The sequence below is a fragment of the Olsenella massiliensis genome, from assembly GCF_001457795.1.
GTDB classification, from domain to species: Bacteria; Actinomycetota; Coriobacteriia; order Coriobacteriales; family Atopobiaceae; genus Olsenella_F; species Olsenella_F massiliensis.
The window spans coordinates 41,137-58,763 of sequence record NZ_LN898211.1 but is presented as its reverse complement, the minus strand read 5'-3'; the positions used below and the strand labels follow the sequence as shown (position 1 = coordinate 58,763).

Sequence of the window (17,627 nt, the reverse complement as noted above, 5' to 3'; positions counted from 1 at the left end):
ATTTATGGCGTCCGCGGGCGACGCGCTTGCGTCCGGCAAGGCGGTGGGGCTAGTACTGGCGGCCGTTGAGCTCCCCCCAGAGCTTCTTGGCCTCGCCCATCGACCAGGCGCAGATCGCGTCCTCGTCCGCGTCCACGAAGGCGCGGTCCTTGTAGAGCACCTTGCCGTTGACGATGGTGGTGCGGCAGCCCCGCCCCTCGAACCCAAACAGGATGTGACCATCGACGTTCTCGTCCGAGAAGGGCGTGAAGGTCTTGTAGTCAAAGATGGCGATGTCCGCCGCGGCGCCGGGGGCGAGCACGCCCAGGGGCTTGCCGGCGGGCTTGGCCGAGAAGTACCGTTCGGCCATGGCGCGGTTGTTCTTGAAGAGCATGGTCATGGCCTGTGCCCATCCCACGTTGGGCAGGCCGCTGTTGTGGCGCTGGATGGGCAGGAAGGACTTGAGGCTCTCGATCATGTCGTGGGTGTAGGCGTCGGTGCCCAGCGCGACCGTGATGCCGCGCTTGAAGAACTCCAGGACCGGCGCGCAGCCGACGGCGTTGTTCATGTTGGAGGCCGGATTGTTCACGACGTTGGTGCGCGTGGCGGCCAGGATGTCCATGTCGGCCGGCGTCACATGGATGCAGTGGCCCAGCATGGTGTCCTCGCCCAAAAGGCCGTGGTCCAAAAGGCGATGGACGGACGTGCAGCCATGGTTGCGCGCGCTGTCCCAGACGTCGTCCAGCCCCTCGCACACGTGCACGTGAAAGCCCGTGAGGCCGTCGTTCTCCTCCACCATCTTGTCGAGCGTCTCGTCCGAGAGGGTGAAGAGGGCGTGCCCGCCGAACATGGCGGCGATCATGTCGGAATCCTGGGAGGCGACCCAGCGGGCGAACTCCCCGTTCTCGCGAATCGCCTCGTCGCGCTTCTGCCTGCCGTCACGGTCGGACACCTCGTAGCACAGGCAGGCGCGGATGCCCAGCTCCTGGCAGACGTCCTTGATCGCAAAGAGGGAGCCCGGTATCTCGCGGAAGCTCGCATGGTGGTCGAAGATCGTGGTGACGCCGTTTTTGATGCTCTCGAGCACGGTGACGTACGCGCTGGCGCGCGTGCCGCCAAGCGTCAGGTGGCGGTCGATGTTCCACCACTGCTGCTCGAGGTTCTCGAGGAAGTTAGTGGGGTTGCAGCCCTTGATGGCAAGGCCGCGGGCGAGCCCCGAGTAGATGTGGGTGTGACAGTTGATGAGCCCGGGCATGATGACACCCCCGCGAGCGTCCACGAACTCGGCTTCGGGATGCGCGGCCTTGAGCTCTGCCCCCTCTCCCAGCTCGACGATGCGGTCGCCCTCGATGAGCACCGCCCCGTCCTCCACGTACGGCAGCGCCTCGTCGCGCGTGATGACGCGACCGTTCCCAACGAGAAGCATAGGGCCCTCCCTACCAGGTTGCGCAGGTCAGCCGCGGTTGGACGCCAACGGCGTGCGATCCTCTCCTGCCGCGGCATGACACTGACGTGATGCAGCCTACGAAATGCTAAATAAATGATAGATTGGAAAAATAAAAGTTTGATAAGTAAGTCGTGGATGGTATCTTAGGGAGCACCAGCGGGTTATATTTTCTAATACATAACGGATGGCGGAATGCGTGCCCCCGCAGGCGCCCCAAGTGCAGTACGGTACTGTATGACATGCGTTCGGGGCGTCCTCGGGCGTCATCCCGCGACAAGGCTGCCGCGCGGACACAGACGGGCACAAAGGAGAGCTCCCATGGAGCGGGCCTACATCGACTTCTGCAAGAGACTCGCCCACGGGATCGCCGCGCAGTTTGGTTCCGGCTGCGAGGTGGTCGTCCACGACCTCACGACGGCGGACGCCGCAAGCACGGTGGCGGTCATCGAGAACGGCCAGGTGACCGGCCGCAAGCTGGGCGACGGCCCCTCCCGCGTGGCGCTTGAGGCCCTGCACGACCGGCGCCATCACGCCCTGGAGGACCGTCTTGCCTATCTCACGAAGACCGAGGACGGTCGCTTCCTCAAGTCGTCCACCATCTTTTTGCGTGACGAGGGCGGCGAGGTGGTGGGCATCTTCTCCATCAACTTTGACATCACCATGCTCATGACGGCACGACACGAGCTTGACGCGCTGGTTTCCACGGGCACCCAGAACGAGCCCGAACCCATCCCGCAAAGCGTGACCGAGCTGTTGGACGAGCTCATCGAGCAGAGCGTTCGCCTGGTGGGCAAGCCCGTCTCGCTCATGAACAAGGAGGACAAGGTGCGCGCCATCGGGTTCCTCAACGACGCGGGCGCCTTCCTGATCACCAAGTCGGGCCAGAAGGTGTGCACCTACTTTGGCATCTCCAAGTACACGCTGTACAGCTACATGGACGAGGCAAAGTCCCTGGCGAGCGCGGACGGGGAGTCGTAGGGACGCCCTGACCTCGACCGGGCTGGAGGAGTCATGACGGCAGATGGCCTCGCACGCCGCAGACGCGAGGTGGAGGTGCTCACGAGCGAGCTCGTCCGCATCGACAGCACCAATCCCGGGGCCGGCGAGGGACGCCTCGCGGCCTTCGTGTCCTCATGGCTGGGCGACCGGATCGGGCGGGCCAACGCCGGCGGCGCGCGCAGGGCGACCCTGGAGCGGCTGGAAGCGCTCCCCGACCGTCCCTGCCTGAGGGCCACCATCCTGGCCCCCGGCGACGAGGACGCCCGCCGCCCGCACCCTGCCGACCTCAGCCTACTCTGCCACATGGACACGGTCCGGGTGGGCGAGGGCTGGTCTGAGAAGACGGGGCCCTTCTCCGCGCGCAGAGAGGCGGGCAGGCTGTACGGGCGCGGCTCCTGCGACATGAAGGGCGGGCTCGCCTGCGCCCTGCTGGCCTTTTCCGACGTCCTGGATGACGTCATGGCGGGCGCGGCGGCACGGCGGTCGCTCTCGCTGGTGTGCACCTGTGACGAGGAGGACGTCATGCGCGGCGTCGAGGCGGCAATTGACGCCGGCTGGTTCTCGGCCGAAGGATGGGTGCTGGACACCGAGCCCACCGACGGCCTGATTCGCGCCGCGCACAAGGGGCGCAGCTGGTTCAAGGTCCGGGTGGAGGGCACCACCGCCCACGCCAGCACCCCCTGGCTCGGCGCCGACGCCATCGCGGGCATGGCCGAGGCAATCGGCCGCCTGCGCAGGACGTTTCGCGACCTTCCCGCCGATGCGGACCTTGGCCCCTCGACGGTGACCTTCGGGCAGATCGAGGGCGGATACGCCCCCTACGTGGTGCCCGACGCGTGCAGCTGCACGATAGACATGAGACTGGTGCCTCCCCTCTCGACCGCATGGGCGCGCGGCGTCGTGCAGGACGCGCTTGACGCCGCGCAGGACGCCGTGAGGGGCGTGCGCGGGAGCTACGTCGTGACGGGCGACCGTCCCCCCATCGCGGCCAACCCCCGCTCGGGCCTGCTCAAGGCGCTGCGGGCGGCGTGCGCTCGAACGGGACACCCCACGGGGACGGACGTGTTCACGGGCTACACCGACTCCGCCGTCGTGGCGGGGACCCTCGGCAACGTCGAGTGCCTCTCGTACGGCCCCGGCAGCCTGGACCTGGCCCACAAGCCCAACGAGTACGTTGCCGTGCGAGACCTCTGGCGCGTCCGCGACGTCCTCTCCGACCTGGCACGAACCACCTGCGGCACCCTGCCATAGGGACAACGCCCGAGCGTCCGCCGTCCCTCACGCGTATACTTCTGGCTGAGACCACTCGTCAAGACAGGCAAGGGGACACCACATGAGCCAGGAGAAGGACCCGCGGGACACCTGCGTGCTCGTCACGGGCGGCGCAGGCTTCATCGGCAGCCACACCGTCGTCGAGCTGCTCGCCAAGGGCTATAGGGTCGTCGTCGTCGACGACCTCTCGAACGCCTCCGAGAAGGTCCTAGACCGCATCGACCGCATCGTCGGCGAGCAGGCGGCCGGGCGCCTCTCGTTCTATCGGGCGGACGTCAGCGACCGCGACGCCCTGGAGGCCGTCTTTGACGACGCGCCCGTCGACTGCGTCATACACTTTGCCGGCTACAAGGCCGTCGGCGAGTCGGTCAAAAAGCCCATCGAGTATTACGCCAACAACCTGGGCAGCACGCTCACGCTCGTGGACGTGATGCGCGAGCACGACTGTCGCTCCATCATCTTCAGCAGCTCCGCCACCGTCTACGGCGACCCCGACAGCCTGCCGCTCACGGAAGAGAGCCCCAAGAAGCCCGCCACCAACCCCTACGGCTGGACCAAGTGGATGATCGAGCAGATCCTCTCCGACCTTCACGTGGCCGACCCCGCCTGGAACGTCGTGCTGCTTCGCTACTTCAACCCCATCGGCGCCCATCCCTCGGGGCTCATGGGCGAGGACCCCAAGGGCATCCCCAACAACCTGCTGCCCTACGTGGCCCAGGTCGCCGTGGGCAAGCGCGACCGGATTCACGTCTTCGGCGGAGACTACGACACGCCCGACGGCACGGGCGTGCGCGACTACATCCACGTCATGGACCTCGCCGCAGGCCACGTGGCGGCCCTCTCCTGGATGGGCGGCCGAAGCGGCGTCGAGGTGTTCAACCTGGGGACTGGCCGCGGCACCAGCGTACTGCAGGTCATCGAGGCCTTCGGCCGGGCCTGCGGGCGCACGCTCCCCTACCAGGTGGAGCCGCGCCGGGCGGGAGACGTGACGGCCAACTACGCCGACTGCTCGAAGGCCCGCGAGCTCATGGGCTGGCAGGCGCGCTATGACATCGACGACATGTGCCGCGACTCCTGGCGCTGGCAGTCGAGCAACCCTGACGGCTACGAGGGCTAGGCGGCATCCATGGCTGACGACGTCACCTCCTTCGCCGGCTACCTCGCCGCGCGGCGCCCCCTGATCGAGGCCTACCTCGACGCCCATCTGCCTCGCCCCCGGCACGACGAGGCCTCCGTCGCAGACGCCCTCGAACGCTACCTCTACGAGCCGCTCGCGCGCTTCACGGCGACAGGCGGCAAGAGGATTCGTCCGGCCCTGGCGCTGCTGGGCTGCGAGGCCGTGGGAGGGGACCCCGCCCGGGCCCTCTCGTGCGCGGCGGCCGTCGAGCTCTTCCAGAGCGCGGCGCTGATTCATGACGACATCGCCGACGAGGGGGAGCTGCGTCGCGGCCAGCCCTGCCTTCATCTGAGCGACGGCCTGGGCGTCGCCGTCAACGTGGGCGACCTCGCGCTCGTCTGCGTGCAGGCCCTCGTGCTGCGCGACGAGGCCCTGCCGGCCGCCCTGCGCCTGAGGCTGCTCGACGAGCTGCTGTCCATGGAGGGGCGCACGTTGGAAGGGCAGGCGCTTGACCTGGGCTGGGTGCGCGACGACTGCTGGGACGTGAGCAGCGCGGACTACCTGACCATGGCGACGCACAAGACCGCCTTCTACTCCGCGGCGACCCCCCTCGTCGCGGGCGCCCTCTGCGGCGAGGGGAATCGCGGCCAGATCGAGGAGCTCCGGGCCTTTGGCATGGCGGCCGGCCTCGCCTTCCAGCTCCAGGACGACCTTCTCAACCTGACGGGGGACGGCGCGGCGCAGGGCAAGGACTTCCGGAGCGACGTCACGGAGGGCAAGCGCACGTTCATGGTGTGCCATGCCCTCGAGCGCCTGGACCGCGCCGGGAAGGACGAGCTCGTCGCCATCCTCTCGGCGCACAGCGACGACCCGGAGCTCCTTGAGAGGGCCGTCGCGCTCATGGGAAAGGCGGGCTCCCTCGACGCCGCACGCCGCCGGGCGCGCAGACTCGCCGATGACGCCAAGAGGATCATCGGCGCGGCAAAGCTTTGCGAGAGGCCGCGCGAGCTGCTTCTCTCGATGACCGACTACTTCATTGGCAGAAGCAGCTAGCCTGCCGCCATCACGACAACAGGAGAGCAGATGGAAGCAATCAGAGCGGGTGCCTCGGGGGCTGCGGTCAGCGACATCCAGGACCGGCTGGGCGCGCTGGGCTATCACATTGACCAGCGGGAGCTGGACGACCAGTCCTTTGGCGAGTCCACGGAGCAGGCGGTGGCCAAGTTCCGCCTTGACCACGGCATGAGCCTGGGGACCGAAGTTGACGCCGCCACCTGGATGTCCTTGGTGGACGAAGGGTATCAGTTGGGCGACCGCACGCTCTACCTGCGTCTTCCCAACTTCCATGGCAACGACGTCAAGCAACTGCAGGAGCGTCTCAACATCCTGGGCTTCTCCTGCGGCGACCCCGACGGCTACTACGGCGTCTTCACCGAGTCTGCCGTCAAGCAGTTCCAGGAGAGCCAGGGCGAACTTGCCGACGGCATGGCCTTCCAGGACACCTTTGACGACATCGAGCGCCTGCATCACGTATGGTCCGGCAAGCAGGCCGCCGGCCCCCATCCCATGGGCGGCATGAGCTTTGCCCGCGCCGCCGGCGTCCTCGAGGGCACGCGCATCTCCATCACGGCCGAGGACCCCATCTCGCGCAACGTCGCGGGCAGGATATGGAACCTCGCCTCCGCCACCAGCGAGAGGAGCTGCCTGGACCTCATCGACGGCGTCGGGGCGTCCCATCCCGACGACGAGGTGGTGCTCGTGCTCGCCTCCTCGCACCTGCCCCGTCACAGCAAGGTTCCCAATCTCGCGATCGACGACATCGACACCCTGCCCCAGCGGCTGAGGACCGCCTGCGAGGGCGTCCTGGGCGTCCCCCCCGTCGTGCGCATCGAGCTGCCCCTGGGCCTTGAGTACGACGGGACGTTCACCACGGGCGACGCGCAGACCTTCGCCGTGATGCTCCTGGACGCCATCTGCGCCGCGTTCGACCGCTAGACGCCGCCCGCGCCCACGGCCCCGACAACGGGCGGCACGGGCGCGCGCGATGCTTCTCTGTTAGAATCACAGGACCGGCAAGACTGCGGCAAGGCACGTCACAACTGGGGCATCGTCCAATGGCAGGACAGCGGTTTTTGGTGCCGTCAATGGGGGTTCGAATCCCTCTGCCCCAGCCATCGCGTGACGTCCCGACGATCTTTTGTGCCGGCGTCATCCGTCGAACGTTACACTCCCCTTACGCCGTCCCCTGAGCTATCATGGGCCGTGGGCGTCTGCGTGACCGTTCGCAGACCCGTCGGACGTCACCTGCTTGGAGGCAGCATGCCAACTACAGCGATCATCCTCGCCGCCGGCGAGGGTACGCGCATGAAGTCCGCCCACCCCAAAGTGATGCACCCCCTCCTAGACCGTCCGCTCATATGGTGGGCGGTTCGTTCTGCGCGCCTGGCGGGCGTCGAGCGCATCGTCCTTGTGGTGGGCAGCGGCGCCGCGGAGGTTCGCAGCTACTTTACCGACGGCGCGGGGCAAGGCGAGACGGTCGAGTTTGTCGAGCAGACCCAGCGCAAGGGCACGGGGCACGCCGTGCTGTGCGTGCGCGAGGCCCTCGGCAGCCTCCAGGGGCCGACCGTCGTCATGTACGGTGACATGCCGCTCGTCAGGCCCGAGACCATCCGCTCCCTCGTCAGCGAGGCGCGGACGCATCACAACGCCTGCACCGTCCTCACGATGACCCCGCCCGACCCCTCCGGCTACGGACGCATCGTCACGGGCGCCGACGGCACGGTGAGCGCCATCGTCGAGGACAGGGACTGCACCCCCGAACAGCGCAGCTCCCTCGTCTCGTGCAACTCGGGCCTCTACTGCTTCTGCGGGCGGCGGCTCTTTGACAACGTGGACAAGATGCGCCCCGACAACGCGCAGGGCGAGTACTACCTCACCGACATGGTGGGCATCCTCGTGGGCCTGGGCGAGCCCGTCTGCGCCCTGGCCGCCGAGGACTATCGCGAGCTGCTGGGCGTCAACAGTCGCTCGCAGCTCGCCGCGGCGACGGACGTCATGCGGCGACACATCAACGAGCGCCTCATGGACGAGGGTGTGAGCATGCTCGACCCGAGCCAGGTCTGGGTGGGTCCCGACGTCACGGTGGGGCCCGACACGACCCTGCTGCCCCAGACCTTCCTCTGGGGACGCACGAGCGTGGGCGCCGACTGCACCATCGGCCCCAACAGCCGTCTCACCGACGCCGTCGTCGGCGACCGTTGCCTGGTGGACGAGAGCGTCATCGTCGGGTCGGCCCTCGACGACGACGTGAGCTGCGGTCCGCGCGCGTATCTGCGAGGCGGCGCCCACCTGCATGACCATGCCAAGGCGGGCACCCACGTGGAGCTCAAGGGCGCCGAGGTGGGGCGCGGGTCAAAGGTCCCCCATCTCTCGTATCTGGGAGACGCCCGCCTGGGCGACAACGTCAACATCGGCGGGGGCACCATCACCTGCAACTACGACGGCAGGCACAAGAGTCGCACCGAGATCGGCGACCACGTGTTCATTGGCTCCGACGTCATGCTCGTGGCGCCGGTCACCATTGGCGACAACGCGCTGGTGGGCGCCGCGTCGTGCATCACAAGGGACGTGCCGGCGGGGGCCCTCTCGCTGGAACGCTCCAGGCAGCTCGTCAAAGAGGGCTGGGCGGACACGTATTGGGAGCGGTTAGAGGAAGAGGACTGACGGCATGTACGAGAACCTGAGCAAGCCCACGCTCTATCAGAAGGAGATCAAGCTCTATAGCGGCACGAGCAACCCCGAGCTCTCGCGAAGCATCGCTGACATTCTCCACCTGGAGCTTCAGGGCCTCAAGATCGAGAAGTTCGCCAACGGCGAGATCTACGCCCGCTTTGAGGAGTCCGTCCGCGGCGACGAGGTGTTCTTCGTCCAGTCCATCGTGGGCGACAGCATCAACGACCTGCTCATGGAGACCCTCGTCGTGGCCGACGCGGCCACGCGCGCCTCGGCCGAGAGCTTCACGGCCGTCCTGCCCCACTACGGCTACGCCCGCCAGGACCGCAAGGCCGCTGCCCGCGAGCCCATCACGGCGCGTCTCGTCGCCAACCTGCTCGAGACCTCCGGCGTCGATCGCGTCATCACCCTCGACTTGCACTCCGGCCAGATTCAGGGCTTCTTTGACATCCCCGTGACGCATCTCACGGCCCTCTACCTCTTTGGCGACTACTTCAAGGAGAAGGGGTTCGACTGGGCCAACACCGTCGTCGTCTCCCCCGACATGGGCCGCGCGAAGGTCTCCAAGAAGCTCTCCGACTATCTGGGCTGCGAGCTCGCCATTGCCCACAAGAGCCGTCCTCGGCACAACTCCGCGGAGGTCATGGGCATCATCGGCAACATCGTCGGCAAGACCTGCATCATCAACGACGACATGATCGACACGGCCGGCACCCTGTGCGGCTCCATCAACAAGCTCAAGGAGATGGGCGCGGGCGACATCTACGTCTCGGCGACGCACGGCATCTTCTCGGGCAACGCCATCGAGCGCCTTGAGAATGCCCCCATCCGGGAGTGCGTCGTCACCGACGCCGTCCCGTGCTCCGTCATCAACGGGCACACATCCAAGATCAGGCAGATCTCCGTCGCGGACTCGCTCGCGCGCTGCATCTACAACGTGTACACCAACAACTCGGTCTCCGAGTCGGCCAGCGGCCATTCCGAGATGTAGCGCCAGCGCCCCGAGCCCGAGGCGCTCAGGCCCCTCCGAGGCGTCCGACATGGGCAGCAGGGCGCCGCTCGTCATGGGGACGGGCGGCGCCCTACATGTGGTCAGACGTGGCTCGTGAGCCTGCCGGCGAGCACGGCCGCAGCCTACGCGGGCGAGATGAGCCGCACGCGGCGCACGCCCTCGATGGCGGCGAGCTCGTCAACGGGCGCCTTGGTGATGTCGCCCGTGACCTCGATGAGCGTGTAGGCGTTGCCGCCATGGCTCTTGTTGGCCATGTTCTCGATGTTGAGGTCGGAGCTGGCGAGCGTGGAGCTGATCTTGCCGATGAGGCCCTGGGCGTTGGCATGAAAGACGCTGATGCGCGCGCGGCCCGCAGGCAGCGGCCCCATGTCGATCGTGCCGTAGTTGACGGAGTGGCTCAGGTTGCCGTTCTCAAGATAGTCCTTGAGCTCCGTGGCGGCCATGATGGCGCAATTATCCTCCGCCTCGCCCGTCGAGGCGCCCAGATGCGGCAGAACAATGGCGTTCTTCATGTTCGCGGTGGCCGGGTTGGGAAAGTCGCACACGTAGCGCGCGACGAGCCCGTCGTCCAGCGCCTCGGCCATGGCCTGCTCGTCCACAAGGACGTCGCGGGCAAGGTTGAGGATCACCACGCCGCGCTTCATCTGAGAGAGGGCCTCGGCGCCGATCATGCCCCTCGTGTCGTCCGTGGCAGGCACGTGGATGGTGATGTAGTCGCAGGTGCGGAAGATCTCGTTGACGTCCGTGACGTGACGGATGCGGCGGTCGAGCCCCCAGGCGGCGTTGATGGAGAGGTAGGGGTCGTATCCCAGCGCCTCCATGCCAAAGCGCGTGGCAGTGTTGGCGACGGCCGCGCCGATGGCGCCCAGACCGATGACGCCGAGCTTCTTGCCCGCCAGCTCGCAGCCGGCAAAGCGCTTCTTTGCCTTCTCGGTCTTCTTGGCGAGCTCGGGGTCGTCGCAGTTGTCCCGAACCCACTCGTTGCCGCCGATGATGTCGCGGCTGGCCATGAGCAGGCCACAGAACACGAGCTCCTTGACGGCGTTGGCGTTGGCCCCGGGCGTGTTGAAGACGACGATGCCCTCCTCGGCGCAGCGGTCGACCGGGATGTTGTTGACGCCGGCGCCGGCGCGGGCGATGGCGAGCAGCCCCCGGGGGAACGTCACGTCGTGAAGGTTGGCGCTTCTCAGCATGATGGCGTCGGCCTCGGCAAGGTCGTCCGTGAGCGCGTAGTTGGGCCCAAGGCGGTCCGTGCCGACCTTGGCGATGTTGTTCATGCAGTGGATGGTGTGCACGTGTCTCCCCTTCGTTGGAATGCCGTGAGGTCGCGATCTCGCAAACGCGGGCGCCCGCGGCGCGCCGCGCACGGGCCCTACGCCCTATGACGGGCCGTCTCGAACCCCTTCATGAAGCCGACGAGCTTCTGGACGCCCTCAAGGGGCATGGCGTTGTAGATTGACGCTCGCATGCCGCCCACGCTGCGATGCCCCTTGAGGCTCACGAGTCCCTCTTGGGCGGCGGCGGCAACGAACTCCGCGTCGAGCTGCGGGTCGCCCGTGACGAAGGGCACGTTCATGAGCGAGCGGTCCTTGGGGTTCACCGTGGAGCGGAAGAGGTCGGAGCTGTCCAGGAAGTCATAGAGGAGGGCCGCCTTCTCCTCGTTCCTTGCCTTCATGCCCGCAAGGCCGCCCTGCGCCTGGATCCACTTGAAGACCTTGCCGCAGACGTAGATGCCCCAGCAGTTGGGCGTGTTGTAGAGCGAGCCCGCGTCGGCCTGCGTCTTAAAGCGCAGCAGGGTGGGCACGCCCGGCAGGTCGTCGGGGATGAGGTCCTCGCGCACGATGACCACCTGGACGCCGGCCGGCCCCACGTTCTTCTGGACGCCCGCGTGGATGAGGCCAAAGCGCGTGACGTCCACGGGCTCGGAAAGGAACATGGAGGACTGGTCGGCCACGAGCTCGTGGCCCTTCGTATTGGGCAGCTCGTGGTAGGCGGTGCCGTAGATCGTGTTGTTCTGGCAGATGTAGACGAAGCTCGCGTCGTCGCGAACGTCCAGGTCCGAGCAGTCGGGAATATAGGAGAAGTTCTTGTCCTTGGAGCTGGCGAGCACCTTGGGGTCACCCAGGATCTTGGCCTCCTGATAGGCCTTGTTGGCCCAGTTGCCCGTCAGGATGTAATCAGCCTTCTTGTTGAGGGCGAGGTTGAGGAAGAGCGAGGCAAAGATGAGGGAGTCGCCGCCCTGGAGAAAGAGCACCTTGTAGTCGTCGGGCACGCCCATGAGGTCTCGAAGGTCCGTCTCGGCCGCGTCGATGATCGACTGGAAGGTCTTGGAGCGATGGCTCATCTCGTTGACCGACATCCCCGAGCCCCGGTAGTCGAGCATCTCGTCCGCCGCCTCCCGAAGGACGTCCTCGGGGAGCACGGCGGGGCCTGCGGAGAAGTTGAATACACGGGACATGGGCGCTCACTCCTAACGTTGCGACGGGCTGATATGCGCGCGAATTCACAGGTTAGGGTTTCTCATGTCAGATTTTGGGTGACGGGCCGCCAAATTATTCAGTTGCTAACAGACTCGCACGACAAGAGGGCGGCCAGGTCGCCCAGCCTGCGCTCTGCCTGGCGGCGACCTCGCAGGTACAGGTCGAGCAGGCGGCCGCCGTTGCTCTCGTTGGTGGACACCTCGACCGGATGCTCCGGGGCGAGCACGAGCACGGGGGAGTGAGGCTCGCGTTCAAGGTCAAAGAGGCGCCGGCGACTGGCGTTGTAGCGCTCCGCGCGTGAGGAGAGGGCCTCCAGGTAGAAGGGGTATCCGTCGTAGCGGTGGGAGCGCAGGGCCATGGCCTCGTTGCCGCCCTCCTTGACGTAGCCGCGGTCCTGCGTGAGCACGACGAGCGCCCTGCGGGCGGGCGGGCAGCCGGGCACGGGCGTGGCGCCGTCAAGGCCCAGCGCGGCGGCGTAGGGTATGGAGTCGGTCGTGCCCCCGTCCAGGTAACGATGGCCCTCGATGTCCACCATCTGCGAGACGAGGGGCATGGAGGCGGAGGCGCGTACCTTGACGATGTCATCGGGAAAATGGAAGCACTCGAGGTAGGCCGCGGAGCCAAACACGACGTCCGAGGCGACCGCGAACATGCGCAGGGGGTTGGCGTTGAACGTGGCGTCGTCGCTGGGATCCAGCTGGTTCTGCACCTCGTCGTACATGAACTCCCCGCCGGCAAGGTTGCCCGTCGTGGCCCAGGACCACAGGCTCATGAAGCGCCTGTCGTCACGGTACGCCAGCATGATGCGCATGGTGCGCCCAAGCTGACGCGACTTGAAGCTGGCGGCGTTGATGGCGCCGGCAGACACGCCCCACACGCTCGAGAAGCCCGTGAGCCCCCGCTCCTGCAGGACGTCAAGCACGCCGGCGGTGAACATGCCCCTGAAGCTACCGCCCTCGAGCACGAGGGCGACGCCTCCGTCCGCCGTGCGCGGTCGCATCATGTCAGCATCCATGGCACCTCCCGACCATTCCAACCGTCCGCATATCACAGTCTACCCAACCCCGTGTCGGACGAAGGGCGGGTCACGCGAGCCCCTTGCCCGGGAGCCTGCCCGCCTGGCGGGACGGGTGTTGCTGTTTGTCATCCTCTTGCCGGCTGCGGCAGCTGGTCGCGGAAGCTGATGGATATCTCCCTGTCGTCATCCATTGACCAGATGGCAAAGACGTCATCCTCATCGAACCTGTCGTCGGCAGGGGCTAGCCCCCTCCCCCACTGGGCCTCGAACTCATCCGCCAGCTCAGCCTGTTCACCGGGCACGACGACCTGCACGAGTCGAGGGGCAAGGCGCCGGTGCTGGACCGCAGGCCGCGGCGCGAGTGGGCCGGCGACATGCCGAAGGTGCGCAGGAGCGACGCGAGCCGTCGGACCATGAAAGAGTTCCTAGATGGGAACGGGGTGAAGCGGACGCTCAAGGCGCGCGGGATATCGAAGTCGGCGGCGCAGAGCGCCTTATCCGAGGAGCTTCGGTCCCGCGGCATCGACGCGCGCAACTGGCCGCACCTCAGCAAGGCGAGCCAGCGAAGCCTGTTCTCCTCCGCTCTCGAAGGGTTGCGGGCGCATTCGAAGCCAGTTAGAGGAATTGACCTAGAAAAGGCAACGGGAATTTCGCAGGCGGGCATATCGCTGAGTGGTCTGCACGGCAGGACAAGAAGGGCGGTTCTCTCGTCGCTGAAGTCCTCGATAGGCGAACTGCCGGCCATGCATGGAAAAATCTCCGGCATCGCGACATGCCGGCCGAGCGATGCGCCCGAGAACCTCAAAAACGCCTACGCATGGTACGACTCAGCAACAAAAACGATCACCCTGAACCTGAAGTTCTTCGGTCGCGACTCGTCGATACGGACCCCTTATCTCGAAGATGCGGCAATCGGATACCATCCGAAGGGACCGGGTGTTGAGATGATCCTCTCCCACGAGTTCGCCCATGCCGTCGACGACGAGCTCGTGAGAATGGGCGTGAAAAGCGCGGACGGTTCGGTCTCCAGCTTCATCCAGCCACGCATCATGCACGACTGCGGGCTAAGCATGCTCGATGTCGAGCGAGCCGTTAGCGGGTATTCGGTGGACGGAGGGCCACCCGAATGGTTCGCCGAGGCGCTGGCAGAGGCGCTGTCCGGCGACGAGCCACGACCAGTAGCACGAGAGTTGCTAAAATGGGTTAAAGAGCAGATGGGAGCAACCCAATGACGACAATGCGAGCACCCGAGTTCACAAAGAGCCCGTTCTTCTTCGTCGACGACGATGGGTGGCACCTTCGCGATGGAGCGCCGGCGGCGGTGAAAGCCGAATTCGATGGTTGGTCTCGTGCGAGGGAGAAACGGATGCAGGAGCTCAGAGACCGGGAGGAGGCGTTCCTGGTTTCGCAAGAAAGCTAGAATGAGCCACGGGCGATCGCACGGGCGCCCTCGGTCCAAAACCAGCCAAGACAAGAGCCGCCCTCCGGGGCGGCTCCTCTTTTGCGGCGACACCCCCGATACCCTCTCCTCGCTTGGGATAGCGAGAAAAACCCACCTGTCCCGCGCAGGGAAGCGCGCAAACAAACCCAGGAAAGGAGAGGGACATGGACCCCGAGAAGGACGAGAAGCCCGAGAAGGGCGCCGAGGCCTTCGCCGGCAGAGACATGGCCGTGACGGATACCCGCACCGACGGCCCCATCTTCGACCTTCCGGGCTACGTGCGGCAAGAGATCGTCTGCGACCGCCATAACCGCGAGCATCTGCTGCTGACTACAGGGCCGGGCGGCGCGCGCCTCATGTCGTACCTCGGCGAGAGCGGAAAGCGGAAGGTCATGCCGCAGGCATAGCAAACGAAGAAGAGGGGACCACCCAAGCCAGGGCGGCCCCCTCTCTTATCCGACGAGCAGTATGAACGCTCGACGCACGGCGAACACCCTGAGGTGTTCGCCTACTACACTCATGGTGGAGGTGCGGAGAATCGAACTCCGGTCCAAAGCACATCCCTGGCAGGTGTCTCCAAGCTCAGTCACGTGTTGCATCTTAGGCGAGGCGCGCCTCGTGACCCGCGCACCGCGCCCCAGTTGGTTCGGTCTTGACGTGCGGCATACCAACGACGTCCGCACGGGCGTCTCCCTTAGATGACGCCGCGCCGGGGTCGGGAGCATCCCCCGGGTTGACGGCCGCTAATTAATTAAGCGGCGAGGGCGTAAGAGCCCTGATACGAGTTGTCGTCAATTCAATTTGACGGTACCCCTGTTTAACGTGGCGAGGAGACCACGGCCTGCTGCCCACCTCAGACATACCCTGTCGAAACCAGTCACCCCCACGGATTCTGGGGTCACTGCCACCATGCGAATGTCAACGTACCGTCATGAGCCGCTCGCGGCGCGGCTCACGTCATCATTCTACCCAATGACCCGTCGCGACAGAAGGCGTGCGCAAAAGTCCATGCCACGCCACCTGTGACGGCCGACACCAGGCGCGCACACGCCCGCCTTGCGACGCACACGCACCTACGAGAAGGGGGCGAGACGACCGACGTCGCCTCGCCCCCTCGCACGCATATATGTTAGAGCTTACTTCTTGTCTCCGTGAACGAGCTTGTCAACGCCCTCGGCGATGCCCTCAACGGCACCCTTGGCATCCTCGACGAGCTCGCGCGCCTTGGAGCCGGCCTGCTCGACGACGCCCTCGGACTGGAGCTTGGTGTCGCCCACGACCTTGCCGACGCCCTCCTTGACGCTGCCGATGGCACCGTCAACCTTGGCGTCAATCTTCTCGTTGGACATAGCGACCTTCCTTCCGCCCCCGTGGGCATTAAGGTTTGACCTACTTCGCGTATACCCACGTGTCGGCCGCCGTTGCCGCGCATCGCGAGAACACACGACGCACATATGGACGACCGGGGCATCCCCGCCGTCAGCGCACGCGAAACATCAGGAAGAACGCCACAGCGAGCAGGGCGGGGCTGGCCAGGATGGCCTGCAGCCCCCAGGGGCCGACGAGGTGGTTGCCCAGGACGGCCCCCAGCACGAAGCACGCGATCACGAAGTAGTACAGCAGGCCCGTCTCAAGATGGCTCCTCTCGCGGGCGTGCAGGAACGAGACGAGGGCCTGCGTGCCGCTGCGCAGGTTGCCGATGCACATCGTGGTGGCAAACGCATGACCGTGGAGCTTGCGAAACGCCTGCACCTGCATGCCACAGGCGAGCGACATCAGGCTGTTGGCGAGGAGGTTGAGGGACTCAGGCAGGGCCGCCACGCAGACGAGCAGCAGCATCTCGCACGCGAGCACGATCTGACGCCAATGCAGGGCGCGTCTTGGCGCGCGCAGCTTGAGGGCATGGGCCGCGGCGATGCCCAGGGCAAACGACACGACGGGCAGCAGGTAGCGCAGGCAGCCTCCCAGGTCTCCCTGCGACAGGCCCACGCCAAGCAGCAGCATGTTGCCCGTCTGGGCGTTGGCGAACACGTGCCCGCGCGCGCTGTAGGAGTAGGCGTCCATGACGCCGCCCGACAGGGCCAGAAAGACGGCAAGCTCCATGGATTCGGATGTCTGCGTCGCATGCCTCACCGGCACGCACCTCTTCTCGTTGGCAGTACGTCATCGCGCCCCGCCGCCCACGCATGACTGCCGACCCCTGCGTGGCCACCAGCCCATTGTAGACGCATACGAAGGGGGCCCGCAGCGCACGCGCGCGGCAGGCCCCCTCTTCCTTCCGTACGCCGGCGCCTCATGCGCCGGGCAAGCTACTCCTCGACCAGCTCGAACTGGTCAGGGCCGACGCCGCAGACGGGGCAGACGAAGTCCTCGGGCAGCTCGGGAGTGTCAACCTCGGTCTCGTAGCCACAGACCAGGCAGCGGAACTTGTACGTCTTCTTCTCTTCGGCCATGTTACTTCCTCTCGTATGTCATGGAGGCGCGCCCTCTGCGCGCCAAGTTCGCCGGCCACTGCGGGCCTGATGCTACGGTACCCATTTGCGGGCTCCGGCATCGTCCCCTTTCATGTTGCCTTCATATTACCCGATGTAGGATGAAGCCTTGGGCGGTGTCTTGCCCTTGAGCACGGTGTGGTAGTACCCGTAGGTAAGGGGCTCCACGTCGGAGAGCGGCCTCGCCTCCTTGACCTCGCCCACGAAGATCATATGGGTGCCCACGTCGAGCGTCTGCCTGACTTCGCAGGCGATGACGCTCGCCGCGTGCTCGCACTCATAAGGGTCCCCCAGGCTGGTGGTCTCGGTCTTGACGCCGTCGAACTTGTCAATGTCAGCGGATGACCTGAAGCCGAAGCGCCCTATGTAGAGCATGTCAACGTCCTGCGTGAGCGGGCAGAGGGCAAAGTGCCCCGCCTTCTCGATAACCTGCTCGGTATGGTTCTCCTTGTTGACGACGACCTGGACCTGAAACGGCTTGCTGGTCACCTGGAGGCCGGTGTTGATGATGCAGGCCCCCACCTCGTCGCCGTCGGCCGCCGACACCACATAGAGGCCCGACGTGAACTTGAACAGTGCCCTCTCGTCAAAGAGCTCGTCTGTCGCCATCGCTTCCTTCCTTTCCCTGCGGCCCGGAC

The 17,627-nt window shown here is 66.1% G+C and carries 18 protein-coding genes, 1 tRNA gene and 1 other RNA gene; 10 read left to right on the top strand and 10 right to left on the bottom strand.

Features of this window, described 5'->3' with window-relative positions; translation table 11 throughout:
* Window positions 1-49: 49 nt before the first annotated feature.
* Window positions 50-1,405, bottom strand: a complete 1,356-nt coding sequence (gene ssnA / locus BN3001_RS04370; RefSeq protein WP_058270602.1) for a putative aminohydrolase SsnA — start codon at window positions 1,403-1,405, stop codon at window positions 50-52.
* Window positions 1,406-1,744: 339 nt separating this feature from the next.
* Here ssnA and BN3001_RS04365 point away from each other — a divergent pair, with 339 nt between their 5' ends.
* From BN3001_RS04365 to BN3001_RS04330, 8 genes are all read left to right on the top strand, one after another.
* Entirely contained in the window at window positions 1,745-2,404 is a 660-nt protein-coding gene (locus BN3001_RS04365) for a helix-turn-helix transcriptional regulator (protein ID WP_058270601.1), read from the top strand.
* A gap of 33 nt (window positions 2,405-2,437) precedes the next feature.
* Window positions 2,438-3,676: a M20 family metallopeptidase gene (locus BN3001_RS04360; RefSeq protein WP_058270600.1), complete on the top strand. Its 1,239-nt coding sequence runs from the start codon at window positions 2,438-2,440 to the stop codon at window positions 3,674-3,676.
* An 82-nt stretch (window positions 3,677-3,758) separates the two neighbouring features.
* Complete coding sequence (gene galE, locus BN3001_RS04355; protein WP_058270599.1) at window positions 3,759-4,814, top strand: UDP-glucose 4-epimerase GalE; 1,056 nt, start codon at window positions 3,759-3,761, stop codon at window positions 4,812-4,814.
* Window positions 4,815-4,823: 9 nt separating this feature from the next.
* Window positions 4,824-5,867 (top strand): polyprenyl synthetase family protein, encoded by a 1,044-nt coding sequence (locus BN3001_RS04350; RefSeq protein ID WP_058270598.1) that lies wholly within the window; start codon window positions 4,824-4,826, stop codon window positions 5,865-5,867.
* Between the two features lie 30 nt (window positions 5,868-5,897).
* A complete protein-coding gene (locus BN3001_RS04345) occupies window positions 5,898-6,809 on the top strand; it encodes a peptidoglycan-binding domain-containing protein (protein WP_058270597.1) in 912 nt (303 codons plus the stop codon).
* A gap of 105 nt (window positions 6,810-6,914) precedes the next feature.
* Window positions 6,915-6,988 (top strand) — tRNA-Gln (locus BN3001_RS04340).
* Window positions 6,989-7,133: 145 nt separating this feature from the next.
* Window positions 7,134-8,537: a bifunctional UDP-N-acetylglucosamine diphosphorylase/glucosamine-1-phosphate N-acetyltransferase GlmU gene (glmU, locus tag BN3001_RS04335; RefSeq protein ID WP_058270596.1), complete on the top strand. Its 1,404-nt coding sequence runs from the start codon at window positions 7,134-7,136 to the stop codon at window positions 8,535-8,537.
* Window positions 8,538-8,541: 4 nt separating this feature from the next.
* Window positions 8,542-9,537, top strand: coding sequence for a ribose-phosphate diphosphokinase (locus tag BN3001_RS04330; protein WP_058270595.1), 996 nt, complete (start codon window positions 8,542-8,544; stop codon window positions 9,535-9,537).
* Window positions 9,538-9,680: 143 nt separating this feature from the next.
* Here the strand turns inward: BN3001_RS04330 and BN3001_RS04325 are convergent, their stop codons facing one another.
* From BN3001_RS04325 to BN3001_RS08330, 4 genes are all read right to left on the bottom strand, one after another.
* Window positions 9,681-10,853: a 3-phosphoglycerate dehydrogenase family protein gene (locus BN3001_RS04325; protein ID WP_148362947.1), complete on the bottom strand. Its 1,173-nt coding sequence runs from the start codon at window positions 10,851-10,853 to the stop codon at window positions 9,681-9,683.
* Window positions 10,854-10,930: 77 nt separating this feature from the next.
* Window positions 10,931-12,016 (bottom strand): 3-phosphoserine/phosphohydroxythreonine transaminase, encoded by a 1,086-nt coding sequence (serC, locus tag BN3001_RS04320; protein WP_058270594.1) that lies wholly within the window; start codon window positions 12,014-12,016, stop codon window positions 10,931-10,933.
* A 98-nt stretch (window positions 12,017-12,114) separates the two neighbouring features.
* Complete coding sequence (locus tag BN3001_RS04315; RefSeq protein ID WP_235815040.1) at window positions 12,115-13,053, bottom strand: patatin-like phospholipase family protein; 939 nt, start codon at window positions 13,051-13,053, stop codon at window positions 12,115-12,117.
* Between the two features lie 128 nt (window positions 13,054-13,181).
* Entirely contained in the window at window positions 13,182-13,358 is a 177-nt protein-coding gene (locus BN3001_RS08330) for a hypothetical protein (RefSeq protein ID WP_156410034.1), read from the bottom strand.
* A 33-nt stretch (window positions 13,359-13,391) separates the two neighbouring features.
* Here BN3001_RS08330 and BN3001_RS04310 point away from each other — a divergent pair, with 33 nt between their 5' ends.
* Window positions 13,392-14,288 (top strand): hypothetical protein, encoded by an 897-nt coding sequence (locus BN3001_RS04310; RefSeq protein ID WP_058270593.1) that lies wholly within the window; start codon window positions 13,392-13,394, stop codon window positions 14,286-14,288.
* Between the two features lie 373 nt (window positions 14,289-14,661).
* The gene (locus BN3001_RS04300; protein ID WP_058270591.1) at window positions 14,662-14,904 is read left to right on the top strand and encodes a hypothetical protein; all 243 of its coding nucleotides are present in this window, start codon (window positions 14,662-14,664) and stop codon (window positions 14,902-14,904) included.
* A 113-nt stretch (window positions 14,905-15,017) separates the two neighbouring features.
* Here the strand turns inward: BN3001_RS04300 and ssrA are convergent.
* The 5 genes from ssrA to BN3001_RS04280 form a co-directional block, all read right to left on the bottom strand.
* Window positions 15,018-15,382: a transfer-messenger RNA gene (ssrA, locus tag BN3001_RS08150) on the bottom strand.
* Window positions 15,383-15,633: 251 nt separating this feature from the next.
* The gene (locus BN3001_RS04295) at window positions 15,634-15,846 is read right to left on the bottom strand and encodes a CsbD family protein (protein WP_058270590.1); all 213 of its coding nucleotides are present in this window, start codon (window positions 15,844-15,846) and stop codon (window positions 15,634-15,636) included.
* A 130-nt stretch (window positions 15,847-15,976) separates the two neighbouring features.
* A complete protein-coding gene (locus BN3001_RS04290) occupies window positions 15,977-16,636 on the bottom strand; it encodes a YoaK family protein (protein WP_328585289.1) in 660 nt (219 codons plus the stop codon).
* 170 nt (window positions 16,637-16,806) lie between these two features.
* Window positions 16,807-16,950 (bottom strand): rubredoxin-like domain-containing protein, encoded by a 144-nt coding sequence (locus BN3001_RS04285; protein ID WP_058270589.1) that lies wholly within the window; start codon window positions 16,948-16,950, stop codon window positions 16,807-16,809.
* A gap of 126 nt (window positions 16,951-17,076) precedes the next feature.
* Window positions 17,077-17,598 carry a flavin reductase family protein gene (locus tag BN3001_RS04280; protein WP_058270588.1) on the bottom strand — a complete coding sequence of 174 codons (522 nt, stop codon included), beginning with the start codon at window positions 17,596-17,598 and terminating at the stop codon, window positions 17,077-17,079.
* Window positions 17,599-17,627: the final 29 nt, after the last annotated feature.